The organism is Streptomyces sp. IBSNAI002 (assembly GCF_052244475.1).
GTDB lineage: Bacteria > Actinomycetota > Actinomycetes > Streptomycetales > Streptomycetaceae > Streptomyces.
In genome coordinates, this window is the sequence record NZ_JBQPXG010000002.1 from 2,988,363 (window position 1) to 3,004,606 (window position 16,244).

Here is a 16,244-nt window from a genome sequence, read left to right on the forward strand (position 1 = left end):
CGGCCCGGCGTGCGGCAGAATTCTCCGCATGGGGATAGTCGCCGGGCTGGACAGCTCTTCCGCCTTCACTCGCATCGTCGTCTGTGACACCGACACCGGTGCCGTGCTGCGCCAGGGGTACGCACCCCATCCGCAGCCCGCCGGGGAACCCGACGGCGCGAGCCCCTACGAGACCGATCCGCAGGCCTGGCTGCTCTCGCTCGGCGAGGCGGCCGGCGGCGGGCTCCTCGAAGGGGTCCAGGCCATCGGGGTTTCCGCGCAGCAGCACGGCCTGCTGCCGCTCGACGCGCAGGGCGCACTCGTACGCCCTGCGCTGGTCGGCAACGACAAGCGCGGGCAGGTCGCCGCCGCCGACCTCGTCGAAGCCTTCGGCGGCCGGCAGGCCTGGGCCGAGGCGGTGGGCTCGGTCCCGCACGCCGCCCAGCCGCTGGCCAAGCTGGCCTGGCTGGCCCGAGCCGAGCCCGAGGCCGCCCGCCGGGTGGCCGTGGTGATGTCCGCGCACGACTGGCTGGTCTGGCAGCTGCTGGGCCGCCCCGCCCGCCGCACCACCGACCGGGGCGGCGCCTCCGGCACCGGTTACTGGTCGGCGGCCACCGGTTCCTGGCGGCCCGACCTGGTCGAGCTGGCGCTCGGGCACATGGCGCTGCTGCCCGAGGTGCTCGGTCCGGCCGACGCCGCCGGGACCACGCCCGAGGGGCTGCTGATCTCGGCCGGCACCGGCGAGACGATGGCCGCCGCGCTCGGGCTGGGGCTCGGCCCCGGCGACGCGGTGGTCTCGCTGGGCGCCTCCGGCTCGGTGATGGCGGTGCACCACGAGGCGCTGTCGGAGCCGGGCGGCCTGATCACCTCGCTGGCCGACGCCGGCGGCATGCACCTGCCGGTCGTGAACACCTCCAATGCCGTACGGGCCCTGCGCGGCACCGCCGAGCTGCTGGGCACCGACCTGGAGGGGCTGTCCGAGCTGGCGCTGAAGTCGACTCCGGGCGCGCACGGCCTCGTGCTCCTGCCGTACCTGGAGGGCGAGCGGACCCCGAACCTGCCGCACAGCGCCGGCACCCTGTCCGGGCTGCGCCGGGACTCGATGAAGCCGGAGCACCTGGCCCAGGCCGCCTTCGAGGGCATGCTCTGCGGGCTGGTGGACGCGCTCGACGTGCTGCGCTCGCGCGGGGTCGAGATCCGCCGGGTGTTCCTGCTGGGCGCGGCGGCCGAGCTGCCGGCCGTGCAGGCCGCGGCCCCGGGGCTGTTCGGAACGCAGATCGTCGTGCCCGCGCCGGCCGACTACGCGGCGCTGGGCGCGGCGCGCCAGGCGGCGTGGGCGCTCGGCGTGGCCCAGGGCACCCTGACCCCGCACACCCCGCCGGTCTGGCCGGCCCCGGCGGCGCAGGTGTTCGAGCCGGGCGAGGACTTCCCCTCCTGGCAGGCCGTGCGCCAGCAGTACGCCGCGACGCGCGAGGAGATCCACCCCGGCGCCTTCTAGGCCCGGGCCGGGACGGCGCCGGGCGGTTCGTCCCGGCCTGGGTACTAGGTCCCGTGCCGCAGGGCGGGCTCCTCCTTTTGACCGGCCTTTGCGAAAACTGCTGGGGATCCGGCCTCCGGGTGGCCGAAGATGGGGTGAACCCCCTCGATCATGCCGACCGGAGCCTGCGCGTGCTCATACGACTTCTGTGGACCCATCTGGGTCCATACCGGAAACCCATCACCCTGCTGGTGCTGCTGCAGCTGCTCCAGACCAGTGCGAGCCTCTACCTGCCCACCCTCAACGCGGACATCATTGACAACGGTGTCGTCAACGGCGACACCGGCTACATCCTGCGCTTCGGCGCACTGATGCTCGGCGTCTCGCTCGTTCAGCTGGTCTGCAACGTCGGGGCCATCTACTACGGCGCCCGCACGGCGGCGGCCTTCGGCCGGGACGTGCGCGCCGCCGTCTTCGACCGCGTGCAGAGCTTCTCCGCGCGCGAGCTCGGACAGTTCGGCGCCCCGTCGCTGATCACCCGTACGACGAACGACGTCCAGCAGGTCCAGATGCTGGTGCTGATGACCTTCACCCTGATGGTCTCGGCGCCGATCATGTGCGTCGGCGGCATCGCCATGGCGCTGTCGCTGGACGTGAAGCTGTCGGGCGTCCTGCTCGCCGTGGTGCCCGTGCTGGGCCTGGCGGTCGGTGCGATCGTCTTCAGGACACGTCCGCTGTTCCGCACGATGCAGGAGCGCCTGGACACCGTGAACCGGGTGCTGCGCGAGCAGATCACCGGCAACCGGGTGATCCGCGCCTTCGTCCGCGACGACTACGAGAAGGGCCGCTTCCGGGAGGCCAACGCCGATCTGACCGGCGTCTCGCTGGCCACCGGCAAGCTGCTGGCGTACATGTTCCCGACGGTCATCGTGGTCGTGAACGTCTCCAGCGTCGCCGTCATCTGGTTCGGTGCGATGCGCGTCGACAGCGGCGGCATGGAGATCGGCCAGCTGACGGCCTTCCTCGCCTACCTGATGCAGATCGTCATGTCCGTGATGATGGCCACCTTCATGTTCATGATGGTGCCGCGCGCCGAGGTCTGCGCCGAGCGCATCCAGGAGGTCCTGGACACCGAGTCCAGCGTGGTCCCGCCCGCCGACCCGGTGCGCGAGCTCACCCGCAGCGGTCGCCTGGAGCTGCGCGGCGCCGACTTCCGCTACCCGGGCGCCGAGGCCCCGGTCCTGCGCGGGATCGACCTGCTGGCCCGTCCCGGCGAGACGACGGCCGTGATCGGCTCCACCGGAAGCGGCAAGTCCACCCTGCTGGGCCTGGTCCCGCGGCTGTTCGACGCGACCGGCGGCGAGGTCCTCGTCGACGGGGAGGACGTACGGCGGCTCGATCCGGACCTGCTGGCCAAGACGGTCGGCCTGGTCCCGCAGAAGCCGTACCTGTTCTCCGGAACCGTCGCCTCCAACCTGCGCTACGGGCGCCCGGACGCCACCGACGAGGAGCTGTGGCAGGCGCTGGAGGTGGCCCAGGCAAAGGAGTTCGTGTCCACGCTGGAGGGCGGTCTGGAGGCGCCCGTCACCCAGGGCGGAACCAATGTCTCCGGCGGGCAGCGCCAGCGCCTGGCCATCGCCCGCACGCTGGTGCAGCGCCCGGAGATCTACCTCTTCGACGACTCCTTCTCGGCCCTGGACTACGCGACGGACGCGGCGCTGCGCGCCGCGCTCGCCCGCGAGACCGAGGACGCGACCGTGGTGATCGTCGCCCAGCGGGTCTCCACGATCCGCGACGCCGACCGGATCATCGTCCTGGACGAGGGCCAGGTCGTGGGCGAGGGGCGCCACCACGAGCTGATGGCCGGCAACGAGACCTACCGGGAGATCGTGCTCTCCCAGCTGACGGAGGCGGAGGCCGCATGAGCGGGCCCGGAGGACGGATGATGGCGGGACCGGTCCAGCGGTCCATGGATTTCAAGGGGTCGGGCAAGCGCCTGCTCGGCCAGCTCGCGCAGGACCGGCTCAGGCTGTGGGGCATGGTCTGGGCCGTCATCGGCAGCGTCGGCTGCGCGGTGGTCGGCCCGAAGATCCTGGGCGAGGCCACCGACCTGGTCTTCGCGGGGATCGTCGGACGGCAGATGCCGGCCGGGATCAGCAAGCAGCAGGCGCTGGACGGGCTGCGCGCCAAGGGCCAGGGCGGCATGGCGGACATGCTCTCCGGCACCGACTTCACGCCGGGCCAGGGCATCGACTTCGGTGCGGTCGGGGTCGTGGCGGTCTGGGCGCTGGTGGTCTTCACCCTCGCCGGGCTGCTGATGCTGGTCGCCACCCGGATGTCGAACCACGTCATGAACGGCACGCTCTACCGGATGCGCGAGGAGCTCCAGGCGAAGCTGTCGCGGCTGCCGCTGTCGTACTTCGACCAGCAGAAGCGCGGCGAGGTGCTCAGCCGGGCCACCAACGACATAGACAACATCGGCCAGACGCTCCAGCAGACGATGGGCCAGCTGCTGAACTCGCTGCTGACCATCGTGGGCGTGCTCGCGATGATGTTCTGGATCTCCCCGCTGCTGGCGCTGGTCGCGCTGGTGACCGTCCCGATCTCGGTCGTGGCCGCGGCGAAGATCGGCAAGAGGTCGCAGCCGCAGTTCGTGGCGCAGTGGAAGAACACCGGTGTGCTCAACGCGCACATCGAGGAGATGTACTCGGGCCACGCGCTGGTCAAGGTCTTCGGCCGGCAGAAGGAGTCCGCGGCCGTCTTCGCCGAGCAGAACGAGGCGCTGTACCGGGCCTCGTTCAAGGCGCAGCTGGTCAGCGGCATCATGCAGCCGGTGATGTTCTTCATATCGAACATCAACTACGTGCTGATCGCGGTGGTCGGCGGGCTCCGGGTCGCCTCGGGCACCCTGTCGATCGGTGATGTGCAGGCGTTCATCCAGTACTCGCGGCAGTTCTCGATGCCGCTGACGCAGGTCGCCACGATGGCGAACCTCATCCAGTCCGGCGTCGCCTCGGCGGAGCGGGTGTACGAACTGCTGGACGCCGAGGAGCAGGAGCCGGACGCCGAGGTGCCGGAGCGGCCGGAGAACGTGCGCGGGCAGGTCACCCTCGACAAGGTGGCCTTCCGCTACGAGGCGGACAAGCCGCTCATCGAGAACCTCTCGCTGAACGTCGAGCCCGGGCACACGGTCGCGATCGTCGGCCCGACGGGCGCCGGCAAGACCACCCTGGTCAACCTGCTGATGCGGTTCTACGAGGTCACGGGCGGCGAGATCGCCCTGGACGGGGTGGACATCGCGAAGATGACGCGCGAGGAACTGCGCGGCTCGATCGGCATGGTGCTCCAGGACACCTGGCTGTTCGGCGGCACCATCGCGGAGAACATCGCCTACGGTGCCTCGCGACAGGTCACGCGCGCCGAGATCGAGGAGGCGGCGCGGGCCGCCCACGCCGACCGGTTCATCCGCACCCTGCCGGACGGCTACGACACCGTGCTGGACGACGAGGGCGCGGGGGTCAGCGCGGGTGAGAAGCAGCTGATCACCATCGCGCGGGCGTTCCTCTCGGACCCGGTGATCCTGGTGCTCGACGAGGCGACGAGTTCGGTGGACACCCGTACCGAGGTGCTGATCCAGAAGGCGATGGCGCGCCTGGCGCACGGCCGGACGTCCTTCGTGATCGCGCACCGGCTGTCCACGATCCGCGACGCCGACGTGATCCTGGTGATGGAGAGCGGCTCGATCGTGGAACAGGGCACGCACGAGGAGCTGCTGGCCTCGGGCGGGGCGTACGCACGGCTGTACGCGGCGCAGTTCGCGCAGGCGGTGGCCGAGGTCGACTAGCCGGCGACGGGCGGGCGGCGGGGTGGGGGCGTCCTTCGGGGCGCCCCCTTCCGCTGTCCCGGCTCAGTCCAGGTAGCCCCTCAGCTGGTCGGCGAAGGCGTGGTCGCGCAGTTTGTTGAGGGTCTTGGACTCGATCTGGCGGATGCGTTCGCGCGTCACGCCGAAGATCCGGCCGATCTCCTCCAGGGTGCGCGGGCGCCCGTCGTCGAGCCCGTAGCGCAGCTGGACGACCTTGCGCTCGCGCTCGCCGAGGGTCGACAGCACGGCTTCCAGGTGCTCGCGCAGCAGGAAGAACGCGGCGGACTCCACGGGTGAGGCGGCGTCGCCGTCCTCGATGAGGTCGCCGAGCGCGACGTCGTCCTCCTCGCCGACCGGGGCGTGCAGGGAGACCGGCTCCTGGGCGAGGCGGAGCACCTCGAGGACCCGCTCGGGGGTCAGTTCCAGGTGGGCGGCGACCTCTTCGGCGGTGGGCTCGTAGCCGCGCTCCTGGAGCATGCGGCGCTGTACGCGCACCACGCGGTTGATCAGCTCCACGACGTGGACAGGCACCCGGATGGTCCGGGCCTGGTCGGCGAGGGCCCGGGACATCGCCTGCCGGATCCACCAGGTGGCGTACGTGGAGAACTTGAACCCGCGGGCGTAGTCGAACTTCTCGACGGCCCGGATGAGCCCGAGGTTCCCCTCCTGCACGAGGTCGAGCATGGTGAGCCCGCGGCCCACGTACCGCTTCGCGACGGAGACGACGAGGCGCAGGTTCGACTCGATGAGCCGGCGTTTGGCCATGCGCCCCATGACGACGAGCTTGTCGAGGTCGAAGGCGAGCTGGGAGTCGAGGTCCGGGGTGCCGGAGAGCTTCTCCTCGGCGAACAGGCCGGCTTCGACGCGCCGCGCGAGGTCCACCTCCTCGGCGGCGGTGAGCAGCGGGATCCTGCCTATCTCGCGCAGGTACTGCCGGAACAGGTCGGCGGACGGGCCCGCCGCCCCGGCACCGCTGTCCACGCGCTTGCGCGGGGCCGGCACCTGCTCGATCCGGTCGGCCAGGTCGAGGGGCTCTGGCTCTTCGTCCATGGCCTCGGCCTCGGGTTCGGGCTGCTCGGTCACGGACGGGGTGACGGTCGGGGGCTGCGTCTGGGTCTGCACGGGGGCGACCTCCAGGGGTCCGAGGACTCAGGCACCGCAACTCAGTGTGGGGTACGACACATCACTGTCACGAGGGGCGTGCGAGCACTTTCTGAGTCCGGTGCGTGACCGGATGGTTACCCCCCGGGGACCCGCCCGAAGCGGTCCGCACCCATGTCCGATCCCGCGGCCGGGGTCAGGCCGGTTCGACGCGGACCGCGCAGACCTTGAACTCCGGCATGCGGGAGACGGGGTCCAGTGCGGGGTTGGTCAGGGTGTTGGCGCGGCCCTCGCCCGGCCAGTGGAAGGGCATGAAGACGGTGTCCGCGCGGATGGTGTCGGTGATGCGGGCCGGGGCCACGGACCGGCCGCGGCGGGAGACCACCGCCAGCGGGCTGCCGTCGAGGGCGCCGAGGCGGGCGGCGAGACGGGGGTGGAGTTCCACGAAGGGGCCCGGGGCGGCCGCGTTGAGCTCCTCGACTCGGCGGGTCTGGGCGCCGGACTGGTACTGGGCGACCACCCGGCCGGTGGTCAGGAGCAGCGGGTAGTCGGCGTCGGGGACCTCGGCGGCGTCCCGGTGGGAGACGGGGACGAAGCGGGCCAGCCCGTCGTCGGTGGCGAAGCGGTCCAGGAAGGGGCGGGGCGTGCCCGCGGCGCCGTCCGGGCAGGGCCAGAAGACGCCCTGTTCGGCCTCGATGCGGGCGTAGCTGATGCCCGAGTAGTCCGCGGGGCCGCCGGCGGAGGCGCGGCGCAGTTCGTCGAAGACCGCCTCCGGGGCGGTGGGGAAGCCCTTCTCGATGCCGAGGCGGGCGGCGAGGCCGTGCAGCACCTCGAGGTCGGTGCGGACTCCGGGCGGCGGGGTCAGGGCGCGGCGGCGGAGCAGGACGCGGCCCTCCAGGCTGGTGGTGGTGCCGGTCTCCTCCGCCCACTGGGTGACCGGCAGGACCACGTCCGCGAGGGCGGCGGTCTCGGAGAGGACGACGTCGGCCACCGCGAGGAAGTCCAGGGATCGGATGCGGTCCTCGATGTGGGCGGCGCGGGGGGCCGAGACCACCGGGTTGGAGCCCATGAGGAGGAGGGAGCGGACGTCGGTGCCGAGGGCGTCGAGCAGTTCGTACGCGCTGCGGCCGGGGCCGGGCAGGGTGTCGGGGTCGACGCCCCAGACCCCGGCCACGTGCGCGCGGGCCGCGGGGTCGGTCAGTTTGCGGTAGCCGGGGAGCTGGTCGGCCTTCTGGCCGTGCTCGCGGCCGCCCTGGCCGTTGCCCTGGCCGGTGAGGCAGCCGTAGCCGGAGAGCGGGCGGCCGGCCCGGCCGGTGGCCAGGCACAGGTTGATCCAGGCTCCGACGGTGTCGGTGCCCTTGGACTGCTGCTCCGGGCCGCGGGCGGTGAGGACCATGGCGGAGGCGGGCGCGCAGAACATCCCGACCGCTTCGCGGAGCCTGGGCACGGGGACGCCGGTGATGCGTTCCACCAGTTCGGGCCAGTGGGCCATGGCGGCGGCGCGGGCCGCCTCCCAGCCGGTGGTCCGGTCCGCGATGAACTCCTCGTCCGTGCGCCCCTGCGCCACGACCAGGTGCAGCATGCCGAGGGCGAGCGCGAGGTCGGTGCCGGGTCGCGGGGCGAGGTGCAGGTCGGCCTGTTCGGCGGTGCGGGTGCGGCGGGGGTCGATGACGATCAGGGTCCCGCCGTTCTCCTTCAGCTCGGTGAGGTAGCGCAGGGCGGGCGGCATGGTCTCGGCGAGGTTGGAGCCGACGAGGATCACGCAGCCGGTGCGGGGGATGTCCTCCAGCGGGAAGGGCAGGCCGCGGTCGAGCCCGAAGGCCCGCTGGTGCGCGGCGGCGGCCGAGGACATGCAGAACCGGCCGTTGTAGTCGATCTGCGAGGTGCGCAGGGCGACCCGGGCGAACTTGCCGAGCGCGTACGCCTTCTCGTTGGTGAGCCCGCCGCCGCCGAAGACCCCGACGGCGTCCGGCCCGTACGCGCGGCCCGTGCGGGCGAGGCCCTCGGCGACGGTGTCGAGGGCCTCCTCCCAGGTGGCCGGTTCGAGCCGCCCGGCGTGGGTGCGGACGAGCGGCTGGGTCAGGCGCACCCGGGAGGAGAGCAGGGCGGGGGCGGTACGGCCCTTGCCGCACAGCGCGCCCCGGTTCACGGGGAAGTCCGCACGCTCCTCCACCGTGACGCCCTCGCCGCCCGGTTCGGGGCGGAGGTTCATTCCGCACTGCAACGCGCAGTACGGACAGTGCGTGGCGGTGGCGGCTGCTTCCGGGGTGTGCATACGGCCCAGCCTGCGACGGTGGTGTTACGCGGGCCGCCGCCCCGCGTTACAAGCGGGGCCTGCTCCGGCTCAGCGGCGTCCGGCGGCGCCTGTGAGGCCGGGGCTCCGGCAGCCGGCCGGCCGATGCGGCCGGGGCGGTGCGGCCGGTGCGGCCCGGCAGGCGCGGCCGGCGATCACTGGCCGGTCAGGTACTTCACCGTCAGGCCGGCGGTCCAGCCGCCGTCCACCGCCAGCTCGGCGCCCGTCATGTAGCCGGCGGCGTCCGAGAGCAGGAACGCGACGGCGGCGGCGATCTCCTCCGGGACCCCGACCCGGCCCAGGGGGGCACCGGGGTAGTTGCCCTCGCCGGTCCGGATGCCGACGGGGGCGGTCATCGGGGTCAGCGTCATGCCGGGGTGTACGGAGTTCACCCGGATCCGGGCCTCGGCCAGCTCGACCGCGCCGATCTTGGACAGGCCGCGCACGCCCCACTTGGACGCGCCGTACCCGGCGGTGAGCGCGAGGCCGGTCAGGCCCGCGGCGGAGGAGATGTTGACGATGGAGCCACCGCCGTTCGCCCGGAGCAGCGGGATGGCCGTCTTGATGCCGATGAACACGCCGACCAGGTTGATCTCCACGACCTGGCGGAAGTGCTCGACGCTCTCGTGCTCGAGGAACTGGCCGGTGGCTATCCCGGCGTTGTTCACCAGCCCGTCGACGCGGCCGAATTCGGCGACCGCGTACTCCAGTGCCGCCTGCCAGTCGGCCTCGCTCGTCACGTCGTGCCGCAGGAAGCGCGCCGATCCGCCCAGCTTCGCGGCCGTCTCCGCGCCTTCCGCCTCCAGCACGTCGGTGACCAGCACCCTGCCGCCGCCGTCCACCACGGCCTGCGCCGTCGCGGCGCCCAGGCCGCGGGCCCCACCGGTGATGACGACGACCTTGCCGCTGAGATCCACCACAGCCACGGTTCACACCTCTGACGCTCGTACGGACCGACCCGTATATGACTAATAGGAATAGTCGACGCCGCGTCAGTCTGCCAGAGCCCCCAGGGCCCGCGACACCCCTTGCTCCTTCGGTCCCAGGAAGCGCGGTTCGGGCTTGAAGGCCGCGTCCAGCGCCGCCTTGCCGGCCGCGAAGACCTCGCGCGTCCCGCCGTAGTACCAGGTGGCGTCGTGCTCGTCGGGCACCCCGACCCCGTACGAGTCCAGGCCCGCCGCCTGGCACAGGGCGACGGCCCTGCGTATGTGGAAGCCCTGGCTGATCAGCACGGCCCGGTCGACCCCGAATATCTCCTTGGCCCGGACGCACGAATCCCAGGTGTCGAAGCCCGCGAAATCGCTGACGATCCGCCCGTCCGGGACCCCCTTCCCGGTCAGGTACCTGCGCATCGCGTCCGGCTCGTCGTACTCCTCGCGGCTGTTGTCCCCGGTGACGAGCACGACCTTCACCCTGCCCGCGTGGTAGAGCTGGGCGGCGGCATCGAGCCGGGTGGCCAGATAGGGGGTCGGCTGCCCGTTCCACAGCCCCGCCCCGAAGACCACCGCCACCTCGGCGGAGGGTGCGTCGGCCGTGGTCCGCAGCCGGTCCGCGGCCGCCGCGTGCGTCCACGCCGCGGGCAGCAGCGCCAGCGCGCAGCCCGCCACCACGACCCGCACGGCCCGCCGCCGCGTCCGCACCCCGCCCGGCGGCCCGGCCCGCCGGCCCACCACGGCCCGCGCCACCGCCCGCACCATCACCCGCGCCGCCGTCCGCACCCCCGCCCGCGCCGCCGCCGTCCGCGCCGCCGCCGAGCATGCCGCCGCCCCAGTCCAGCCGTACCTCTTCATGACCGCCCCCTCGCACCCCACGCCTCACACCTCGTTCGCACGGATTGACGAGTGGGCCCCGGCCGCCAGTTCCGCCCTCCCCTCCCTTCACTCGCACGGATGACCGAACGGCCGGGTGAGCACCCGGAAAACACCCGTCACCGCCGCGCAACGCGCCCGCAACCTCCGGCGCGCAGGATCGGTCCATGACGGAGCCGGTGCACCCTCCCGACACCCTGCCCCTCCCCTTCGGCAGCGCCGCCGAACTGCTGTCCCGGATCACCGCCCAACTCGGCACGCAGCTCAGCGGCGTGCGCCCGCCGCGCGCCCGGCCCCACGGAGCCCACCCATGCAGCAGCCCGCCCTCGTCGCCGTGGCCCACGGCAGCCGCGACCCGCACGCCCTTCACACCGCCCTCGCCCTCCTCGGACGCGTCCGCGAGCTCCGCCCCCGCCTCGACGTCCGGCTCGGGCACATCGAGCTGAACCGGCCGCTGCTCGGCGACACCCTGCGCGAGCTGCGCGGCGAGGCGGTCCTGGTCCCGCTGCTCCTCGGCCGCGGGTACCACGTCAAACGTGATCTCCCGGCCGCGGCCGCCGCCGCCCCGCACCTGCGGGTCACCGTCGCCGCGCCCCTCGGCCCGCACCCGATGCTCGTCGAGGCCCTGTACGAGCGCCTCCGGGAGGCAGGCTGGGGCTCCGCCCGCAACACGAGCAGCGCCGTCGTGCTCGCCGCCGCCGGTTCCCGCGACCCCGAGTCGGCCGCCGACACCCGCCGCACCGCGGCCCTGCTCAGCGAGCGCCTCGGCGACGTCCCGGTGGTCCCCGCCTACGCCTCCGCCGCCTCCCCCACCGTCGCCGACGCGGTCCGCTCCCTGGCCGCCCGCGGGCACCACCGGCCGGCCGTGGCCTCGTACTTCACCGCACCCGGCCGGTTCGCCGCCCAGGCCGCCGCGGCCGCGCCCGCGCTCGCCGCCGCGCCCCTGGGCGACCACCCGGCGCTGGCCCGCCTCCTGCTGCACCGCTTCGACCGGGCGTACGACGCCCGGCCCCGCGGCGCCGTACACAGCGCCGAACGGCCGGAACTCCTCTCCGCCTGATCCCGGTTTGTCAGAGGTTCCGGTTACCGTCTCTTCATGGAAGGCACCACGCACACCCCGGCAGACGACCTGTACGACCCCACCGCCACCGAACGATGGGCCGTCGAGCCGGACAAACGGCCCGGGAGGACCGCCTTCCAGCGCGACCGGGCCCGCGTGCTGCATTCCGCCGCCCTGCGCCGCCTCGCCGGGAAGACCCAGGTGGTCACCCCCGGCACCCGTTCCTACGACTGGGACGCGAGCCCCCGTACCCGCCTCACGCACTCCCTGGAGTGCGCCCAGGTCGGCCGGGAACTGGGCGCCGCCCTCGGGTGCGACCCCGACCTCGTCGAGGCCGCCTGCCTCTCCCACGACATGGGGCACCCGCCTTTCGGCCACAACGGCGAGGAGGCGCTCAACGAGTTCGCCGAGGACTGCGGCGGGTTCGAGGGCAACGCCCAGTCGCTGCGCCTGCTGACCCGCCTGGAGCCCAAGCGGTTCGTGCCCGACCCGGCGAGCGGCGAACTCGTCAGCGTCGGCCTCAACCTCACCCGCGCCTGCCTGGACGCCGCCACCAAGTACCCGTGGGCCCGCGGCAACCACCCCACGGACCCCGGCTCGGTCAAGTTCGGCGCCTACGAGGACGACCTGCCCGTCTTCGAGTGGCTGCGCCTCGGCGCGCCCGCGGACCGCAAGTGCTTCGAGGCCCAGGTCATGGACTGGGCGGACGACGTCGCGTACTCCGTCCACGACTTCGAGGACGGGCTGCACGCGGGCCACCTCGACCCCAATCTGCTCTTCGCCGAGCCCGAGCGCACCGCGATCTGGCAGGTGGCCATCGGCCGCTACGTGCCCGCCGACACCGAGCCCGAGGAACTGCGCGCCGCCCTCGACCGCTTGATGGAGCAAGAGTGGTGGCCGCACGGGTACGACGGATCGGCCGTGGCCCAGGCCCGGCTGAAGGACGCGACCAGCCAGCTCATCGGCCGTTTCTGCCTGGCCGCCGAGGGCGCCACCCGCGAAGCGTACGGATCCGGCCGGCTCACCCGGTACGGCGCCGAACTGGTGGTCCCCCGCGAGGCGCGCAACGAGTGCGCCGTCCTGAAGGCGGTCGCCGACCTGTACGTCATGCAGCGCGACGAGCAGGAGCGGATCCGCGCCGACCAGCGCATCGTCCTGGCCGAACTCGCGGAGGCTCTCAGCGCCCGCGCGCCCGAGGGCCTGGACCCGCAGTTCCGGGCCATCTTCGACGCGGCTCCGGACGACAGGGCCAGGAAGCGGGCGGTCATCGACCAGATCGCGTCCCTCACCGACGCGGCCGCCCGTTCCCTGCACGTACGCCTCACCCGGCGCACGCGACGCGCCGACGGGTGAGCTGATCGGGCCACTCCCCCTTCACGCGGCAGGCTCATTGCGGGACGCTCGCATGTGGTCGCATGTGGCGGAGAGGTTATGAGGAGGCATCAGGTGGTCGACGCACACCGGACGTTCGTCATCGTGGGCGCGGGGCTGGCCGGGGCAAAAGCGGCTGAAACGCTGAGGTCCGAGGGGTTCACGGGGCGGGTGATCCTGATCGGCGACGAGCGCGACCATCCCTACGAACGGCCCCCGCTGTCCAAGGGGTACCTGACGGGCAAGGACGACCGCGACAGCGTCTTCGTCCACGAGCCGTCCTGGTACGCGGCCGCCGAGGTCGAGCTGCACCTCGGCCAGCCCGCGGTGCACCTGGACCGGGACGCCAAGAAGGTGGTCCTCGGCGACGGCGCCGTCCTGCACTACGACAAGCTGCTGCTGGCCACCGGCGCCGAGCCGCGCCGCCTGGACATCCCGGGCACGGGCCTGGCCGGGGTGCACCACCTGCGCCGCCTCGCGCACGCCGAGCGGCTGCGGGGCGTCCTGGCCGGGCTCGGCCGGGACAACGGCCACCTGCTGATCGCGGGCGCCGGGTGGATCGGCCTGGAGGTCGCCGCGGCGGCCCGCGGCTACGGCGCCGAGGTCACCGTCATCGAGCCCGAGCCCACCCCGCTGCACTCGGTGCTCGGCCCGGAGATCGGCCGGCTCTTCGGGGACCTGCACTCCGAGCACGGGGTGCGGTTCCACTTCGGGGCCCGGCTGACCGAGATCGTCGGCCACGACGGCATGGTGCTGGCCGCCCGTACGGACGACGGGGAGGAGCACCCGGCGCACGCGGTGCTCGCCGCGATCGGGGCGGCCCCGCGCACGGCGCTCGCCGAGACCTCCGGGCTGGCCCTGGTCGACCGGGAGCACGGGGGCGGGATCGCGGTGGACGCCTCCCTGCGCACCTCCGACCCGGACGTCTTCGCCGTCGGGGACGTGGCCGCCGCCCACCACCCGGTGCTCGGGACCCGGCTGCGGGTCGAGCACTGGGCCAACGCCCTCAACGGGGGTCCGGCCGCCGCGCGGGCGATGCTGGGCCAGGAGGTCTCGTACGACCGGGTGCCGTACTTCTTCTCCGACCAGTACGACGTGGGCCTGGAGTACTCGGGCTACGCGCCGCCCGGCGGCTACGACCAGGTGCTGATCCGCGGGGACGTGGCCAAGCGGGAGTTCATCGCCTTCTGGCTCTCGGAAGGGCGGGTGCTCGCCGGGATGAACGTGAACGTGTGGGACGTCACCGGGCAGATCCAGGCCCTGATCGGGTCGAAGGCGCCCGTGGACCGCGACAAACTGGCGGACCCGTCGGTTCCGCTCGCGTCCCTGCTGACGTCCGAGGGGGCCTGACGGGTTTGTCCGCGTGCGGCCGTAGACTTCACGCGTGGCAGGACGGATCAACGACGACGACGTGAAGGCGGTACGGGACGCGGTCCCGATCGACGCCGTGGTCTCCGACTACCTCCAGCTGCGCAACGCGGGCGGCGGCAACCTCAAGGGCCTGTGCCCCTTCCACGACGAGAAGTCCCCGTCCTTCCAGGTCAGCCCCAGCAAGGGTCTCTACCACTGCTTCGGCTGCCAGGCGGGCGGGGACACCCTCGACTTCATCATGAAGATCGACCACCTCTCCTTCTCGGAGGCGGTCGAGCGCCTGGCCGGCCAGGCGGGCATCACCCTGCGCTACGAGGAGGGCGGCTACACCGCCGGCACCAGCGGCCGCGGTGAGCGGATCCGCCTGGTCGAGGCGCACAAGGCGGCCGCCCAGTTCTACGTCGACCAGCTGGGCAGCCCCGAGGCGGAGATCGGCCGCAAGTTCCTGGCCGAGCGCGGTTTCGACCAGGCGGCCGCGGCGCACTTCAGCGTGGGCTACAGCCCGGCCGGCTGGGACCACCTGACCCGCTTCCTGCGCGGCAAGGGCTTCAGCGACAAGGAGCTGATCACCTCCGGGCTCGCCCAGGACAGCCGCAGCGGCAAGCCCATCGACCGCTTCCGCGGCCGGCTGATGTGGCCCATCCGGGACATCAGCGGCGAGGTGGTCGGCTTCGGCGCGCGCAAGCTGCGCGACGACGACAACGGCCCCAAGTACCTGAACACGCCCGAGACCGCGATCTACAAGAAGTCCCAGGTCCTGTACGGCATCGACCTGGCCAAGAAGGAGATCGCGAAGACCTCGCGGGCCGTGGTGGTCGAGGGCTACACGGACGTGATGGCCTGCCACATGGCCGGGGTGACCACCGCGATCGCCACCTGTGGCACGGCCTTCGGCGGGGACCACATCAAGATCCTGCGGCGCCTGCTGATGGACAACGCCACCGCCGAGGTGATCTTCACCTTCGACGGTGACGCGGCCGGCCAGAAGGCCGCACTGCGGGCCTTCGAGGACGACCAGAAGTTCGCCGCCGAGACCTCGATCGCGATCACCCCGGGCGGAATGGACCCCTGCGACCTGCGCCTCGCCCAGGGGGACGCGGCCGTCGCCGGGCTCGTGGAATCCCGGACCCCGCTCTTCGAGTTCGCGCTGCGGCACATCGTCGCCCGGCACAACCTGGAGAACCCGGCGGGCCGTGCGGCAGCGCTGGACGAGGCCGCTCCGGTCGTGGCCCACATCAAGAACATCGCGATCCAGCACGAGTCCGCGGTCCAGCTCGCGGGCATGCTGGGCATCCGCGACGAGCAGTTCGTCGTCAAGCGCGTCGCCCAGCTCGCGCGCTGGGCCCGCGAGCGCGGCGGCCAGCCCCAGCAGCAGGGCAGGGCCGGCGGCCGGCAGTCCTACGAGGCCGCCCCCGCGCCCGCCGCGCAGGCGGGCGGCGGACCGGCGCTGAACCTGCGCAGCCCCGCCCACCGCACCGAGCGCGAGCTGCTGAAGCTGGCCCTCCAGCGCCCGGCCCTGGTCTCCCCGGCCTTCGACGCGTACGGGATCGACGAGTTCACCGCCCCGCCGTACGCGGCGGTGCGCCAGGCCGTCCAGGACGCCGGCGGAGCCTCCCTCGGCACCGACGACTACCTGGCCCGCGTGCGCGAAGCCGCGCCGAACGACACCGTCCGCGCCCTCGTCACGGAGCTGGCGGTCGAGGCCATCCACGCCAAGACCGTGGACGAGGTCTACGCGGGCGTCCAGCTGGTCCAGGTGCGGCTGCGCGCCGTCGACCGCCGGGTCCACGAGATCCAGGGCACGCTGTCCCGGCTGGGCCCGCAGGCCCCGCCGGAGCAACTGGCCGCGGTCCAGGAGGAGCTGTGGGTGCTCCAGCAGTACGGGCAGCGGCTGCGCAACCGCGGCGCCGAGGGGCTGTAGC

Annotated in this window: 11 protein-coding genes; 7 read left to right on the forward strand and 4 right to left on the reverse strand. The window is 73.0% G+C overall.

Translation table 11 applies throughout. The features are described 5' to 3' along the window. Positions 1 to 28: 28 nt before the first annotated feature. The 3 genes from ACTVZO_RS14560 (at position 29) to ACTVZO_RS14570 (ending at position 5,300) form a co-directional block, all read left to right on the forward strand. Positions 29 to 1,477 carry an FGGY family carbohydrate kinase gene (locus ACTVZO_RS14560; RefSeq protein WP_443298791.1) on the forward strand — a complete coding sequence of 483 codons (1,449 nt, stop codon included), beginning with the start codon at positions 29 to 31 and terminating at the stop codon, positions 1,475 to 1,477. 170 nt (positions 1,478 to 1,647) lie between these two features. Then, positions 1,648 to 3,381 carry an ABC transporter ATP-binding protein gene (locus ACTVZO_RS14565; RefSeq protein WP_443298792.1) on the forward strand — a complete coding sequence of 578 codons (1,734 nt, stop codon included), beginning with the start codon at positions 1,648 to 1,650 and terminating at the stop codon, positions 3,379 to 3,381. Beyond that, positions 3,378 to 5,300: an ABC transporter ATP-binding protein gene (locus ACTVZO_RS14570; protein WP_443298793.1), complete on the forward strand. Its 1,923-nt coding sequence runs from the start codon at positions 3,378 to 3,380 to the stop codon at positions 5,298 to 5,300. Before ACTVZO_RS14565 ends, ACTVZO_RS14570 begins: the two co-directional genes overlap by 4 nt. Positions 5,301 to 5,363: 63 nt before the next feature. Here ACTVZO_RS14570 and ACTVZO_RS14575 read toward each other — a convergent pair whose 3' ends face one another. From ACTVZO_RS14575 to ACTVZO_RS14590, 4 genes are all read right to left on the reverse strand, one after another. Continuing rightward, the gene (locus ACTVZO_RS14575; protein ID WP_443303174.1) at positions 5,364 to 6,401 is read right to left on the reverse strand and encodes an RNA polymerase sigma factor; all 1,038 of its coding nucleotides are present in this window, start codon (positions 6,399 to 6,401) and stop codon (positions 5,364 to 5,366) included. Positions 6,402 to 6,615: 214 nt separating this feature from the next. Next, entirely contained in the window at positions 6,616 to 8,694 is a 2,079-nt protein-coding gene (locus ACTVZO_RS14580; protein ID WP_443298794.1) for a molybdopterin oxidoreductase family protein, read from the reverse strand. A gap of 173 nt (positions 8,695 to 8,867) precedes the next feature. After that, complete coding sequence (locus ACTVZO_RS14585; protein ID WP_443303175.1) at positions 8,868 to 9,632, reverse strand: glucose 1-dehydrogenase; 765 nt, start codon at positions 9,630 to 9,632, stop codon at positions 8,868 to 8,870. A 72-nt stretch (positions 9,633 to 9,704) separates the two neighbouring features. Next, on the reverse strand, positions 9,705 to 10,409 hold the full coding sequence (locus ACTVZO_RS14590; RefSeq protein WP_443303176.1) for a SanA/YdcF family protein: 705 nt from the start codon (positions 10,407 to 10,409) through the stop codon (positions 9,705 to 9,707). 421 nt (positions 10,410 to 10,830) lie between these two features. Here ACTVZO_RS14590 and ACTVZO_RS14595 point away from each other — a divergent pair, with 421 nt between their 5' ends. The 4 genes from ACTVZO_RS14595 to dnaG all read left to right on the forward strand — a co-directional run bounded on the left by ACTVZO_RS14595 (position 10,831) and on the right by dnaG (position 16,243). Continuing rightward, a complete protein-coding gene (locus ACTVZO_RS14595) occupies positions 10,831 to 11,580 on the forward strand; it encodes a sirohydrochlorin chelatase (protein WP_443298795.1) in 750 nt (249 codons plus the stop codon). 36 nt (positions 11,581 to 11,616) lie between these two features. Then, positions 11,617 to 12,933, forward strand: coding sequence for a deoxyguanosinetriphosphate triphosphohydrolase (locus tag ACTVZO_RS14600; protein WP_443298796.1), 1,317 nt, complete (start codon positions 11,617 to 11,619; stop codon positions 12,931 to 12,933). A gap of 93 nt (positions 12,934 to 13,026) precedes the next feature. After that, positions 13,027 to 14,301 carry an NAD(P)/FAD-dependent oxidoreductase gene (locus ACTVZO_RS14605; RefSeq protein ID WP_443298797.1) on the forward strand — a complete coding sequence of 425 codons (1,275 nt, stop codon included), beginning with the start codon at positions 13,027 to 13,029 and terminating at the stop codon, positions 14,299 to 14,301. A gap of 34 nt (positions 14,302 to 14,335) precedes the next feature. Continuing rightward, positions 14,336 to 16,243, forward strand: a complete 1,908-nt coding sequence (gene dnaG, locus ACTVZO_RS14610; protein ID WP_443298798.1) for a DNA primase — start codon at positions 14,336 to 14,338, stop codon at positions 16,241 to 16,243. The last annotated feature ends 1 nt before the right edge of the window (position 16,244 follow it).